This window comes from Pseudomonas meliae (assembly GCF_001400515.1).
Taxonomy (GTDB): domain Bacteria; phylum Pseudomonadota; class Gammaproteobacteria; order Pseudomonadales; family Pseudomonadaceae; genus Aquipseudomonas; species Aquipseudomonas amygdali.
The window spans coordinates 385-3,477 of record NZ_LJQT01000417.1; the positions used below are offsets into that span (position 1 = coordinate 385).

Below are 3,093 nucleotides of genomic sequence, written 5' to 3' on the forward strand. Positions count from 1 at the left end.
AAGCGGGCGGCATGCAGTTGCCGACCTTGCTGTCACAGGCCTGCTTTGCCCACTTTCAGGCAGCCAATGTCGGAACCACGGCCTACCCGTTCCTGACCATGGGCGCGGCGAACCTGATTGAGAGTTTTGGCAACGACGAACAAAAACAGCGCTTTCTGCAACCGATGATCGAGGGGCGCTTTTTCGGCACCATGGCGCTGACCGAGCCACACGCAGGCTCGTCGCTGTCAGACATCCGCACCCGCGCCGAACCGGCAGAAGACGGCACCTATCGGCTGCGCGGCAACAAGATTTTCATCTCGGGAGGTGATCACGCACTTTCGGAAAATATCGTGCACATGGTATTGGCAAAGCTGCCGGATGCGCCTGGCGGGGTCAAAGGTATCTCGCTGTTCATCGTGCCCAAGTTTCTGGTCAACGACGACGGCAGCCTCGGCAAGCGTAACGATGTGCTGCTGGCTGGCCTGTTTCACAAGATGGGCTGGAAAGGCACTACCTCTACCGCGCTGAATTTCGGCGATAACGGTGAGTGTGTCGGCTATCTGGTCGGCAAGCCTCATCACGGTTTGAGTTACATGTTCCAGATGATGAACGAAGCACGCATCGGCGTCGGCCTGGGCGCGGTCATGCTCGGCTATTCGGGGTATCTGTATTCTCTGGATTATGCCCGCGACCGACCTCAAGGTCGGCTGCCCGACAGCAAGAGCCCCGAGAGCACGCCTGTTCCGATCATTCAGCACGCCGACGTGCGACGCATGCTGCTGACCCAGAAAGCGTATGTAGAAGGCGCGTTCGACCTGTGCCTGTATGCCTCGCGACTGTTCGACGACACACAGACCGGAGAAGCCGAAGACGCCCGCAAGCATGCCCATGATCTGTTGGACCTGCTGACTCCGGTGGTCAAGTCATGGCCCTCGGAGTTCTGCCTGAAAGCTAACGAGCTGGCGATTCAGGTTCTAGGCGGTCATGGCTATACCCGCGAATACCCTGTTGAGCAGTACTACCGCGACAACCGGCTTAATCCGATTCATGAAGGTACTCACGGCATTCAGTCGCTGGACCTGCTTGGCCGCAAGCTGGCGCAGAACGGCGGCACCGGCCTCAAGCAACTGCTGCGCCTGATATCCGATACCTGCGAGCGGGCGCAGGGCTACGATTCACTTCATGAGCTGCGCCAACCTCTGGAGCAATTGGTCGCTCATGTGCAGGCTGTCACCCTCGGCCTGCTGACCGATCTGGCTCAAGGCAGAATCACCAGTACGCTGGCCAATTCGGCGCTGTACCTCAAGGTATTCGGCCACACCATCATCGGCTGGCGCTGGCTGGAACAGGCGATTCGCGCCGAGGAAGGTCTGGGCAAAGGTCATTCGTCTGACAGCGACTTCTACAAGGGCAAGCTGCAAGCTGCCCGCTACTTCCTGACATGGGAATTACCGGGCTGCCATCACGAATTGAGCATTCTGGAGAACCGCGATGACACCTGCCTCGCTATGCGCGATGACTGGTTTTAAATAAAACCGGGCGGCGCTTGATCAGTGAGGGCTGAACAGATCAGTCATCGGGTTCTGTGGAAAGAACCGGTCGACCAATACTTTCGCATCTGCCCCCAACTTGAGCGCGTATTGCTCTCGACTGAATGGCTCGCCCGTGCGCATATCGTAAAGCGCTCTTCCCTGAACCGGGCGATCGACCTCCTGCATCTGGACTTTCATGAGACGATAAAAATCGCCGACCACTTCTTCGATACTCTCGATCTAAAAATAACAACCAGGCAAAAAGATCGATTCGGCCTCATTGGGCGAGGCTGAAAATGGCGCGATCGGCGTGGCCCTCAAATACCGTCCTTTGGGTAAAACAAAGACCATCGAAGTATCATCGAACGTTATCGGCCCAATCACCGCATTAGTAGGAGCACCGGCTCGACTGCTGGCGAACGCGCTGACCACATAGGGGTTTTCACTGAACGAAGTGATATCGGTATTGACCAGCACATCGCCAACCTTGATCTGCCCGCTGCGGAACACGGCACCCGAGGTGCCCCGATCACCGCTGCCACCCCGATACAACTCGACATCATTGCTATAGCCCACCACCTGGATGTCGTCGGCAAGACGCTCGATGAACCTTACCTGATTGGAGCCCCTACGTTCGCCTGTACGCAGGAATCGATTGAACACCGTATCCTCCTGGGTATAGAGCATGATGTTAGCGCCGTAATAGTCGTCCTCGCCCAGCTTGAACACCCTGTGTTTACCGTGCCACGGGTCCCGGTACACTTCATCGCCTTCGGGTGAAGAGTCAGACTCCAGAACATCGTCCGTGGTTGGCTCCCAGATATCCATGACCTCTTTCTGACGAGTCAGGGCTCTTTCTGCATAATATTGCTCATTGAATATGTCCGTTTGCAGGTACCTGTCCCAGAACGTTGAATGCACTGTTGCATAAGGTTTTCCTGGCGGGACTGATGAGCTGGTAGACGGAACCTGCGGATCCATAGGCGAGCCACCCTGCAAGCCAGGTGATTGAATCAGCGTCCATTCTCCGTCGAGCCCCAAGCGAACCGGCTTACTGCCAACGAACGCAAAAGGATTGTCAGGGTCAACGATAAACCAGCACTGCTGTTGCTCACTGAACATCACGCGATACGGCAACCGCGCAAGCTTGATCCAGGTTTCGCCATTGCCCAACGAGTAAACGCCACGAAACCTGCCTTCCTCGGCTGAGGGCGTGAGGCTGTCCAGCAGCAGGTTGCCTTCCATGTTTTCCAGCGGATCGACAATCACGCCACTCTCCACAACTTCACTGGGGAGCGACACGACATCCGCCCGCACTAATGGCATACGCTCAGGCATGGCACGAATGGACATCAGTAGCGGCAGGTTAAAAAGCAGGTAAAGGGTGTTGATAATGGCACCCAATACACCAGCGCGACGTTGCGCCGGGGTCTTGCCATTGACCGCCTGATCAATGTTCAACCCGGTATTGGCGAGGCCTGCACCAACCAGCGTCAGAGCAACGGGCCACCCCAACGCGGCTAGCCCGCCAAAAGCCTGCATGAAGGCACTTAGGGAAACTCTGAAAAAGACTTCCTAA

At 56.6% G+C, this 3,093-nt stretch carries 1 protein-coding gene and 1 pseudogene; one reads left to right on the forward strand and one right to left on the reverse strand.

Annotation, left to right across the window (positions count from 1 at the left end; genetic code table 11):
• Window positions 1-1,511: acyl-CoA dehydrogenase (locus tag ALO64_RS19305; protein ID WP_408002920.1), on the forward strand; the 1,511-nt coding region annotated here is incomplete at its 5' end.
• A 21-nt stretch (window positions 1,512-1,532) separates the two neighbouring features.
• Here ALO64_RS19305 and ALO64_RS19310 read toward each other — a convergent pair.
• Window positions 1,533-3,068, reverse strand: a pseudogene (locus ALO64_RS19310) (dermonecrotic toxin domain-containing protein); the annotation flags it as partial.
• Window positions 3,069-3,093: the final 25 nt, after the last annotated feature.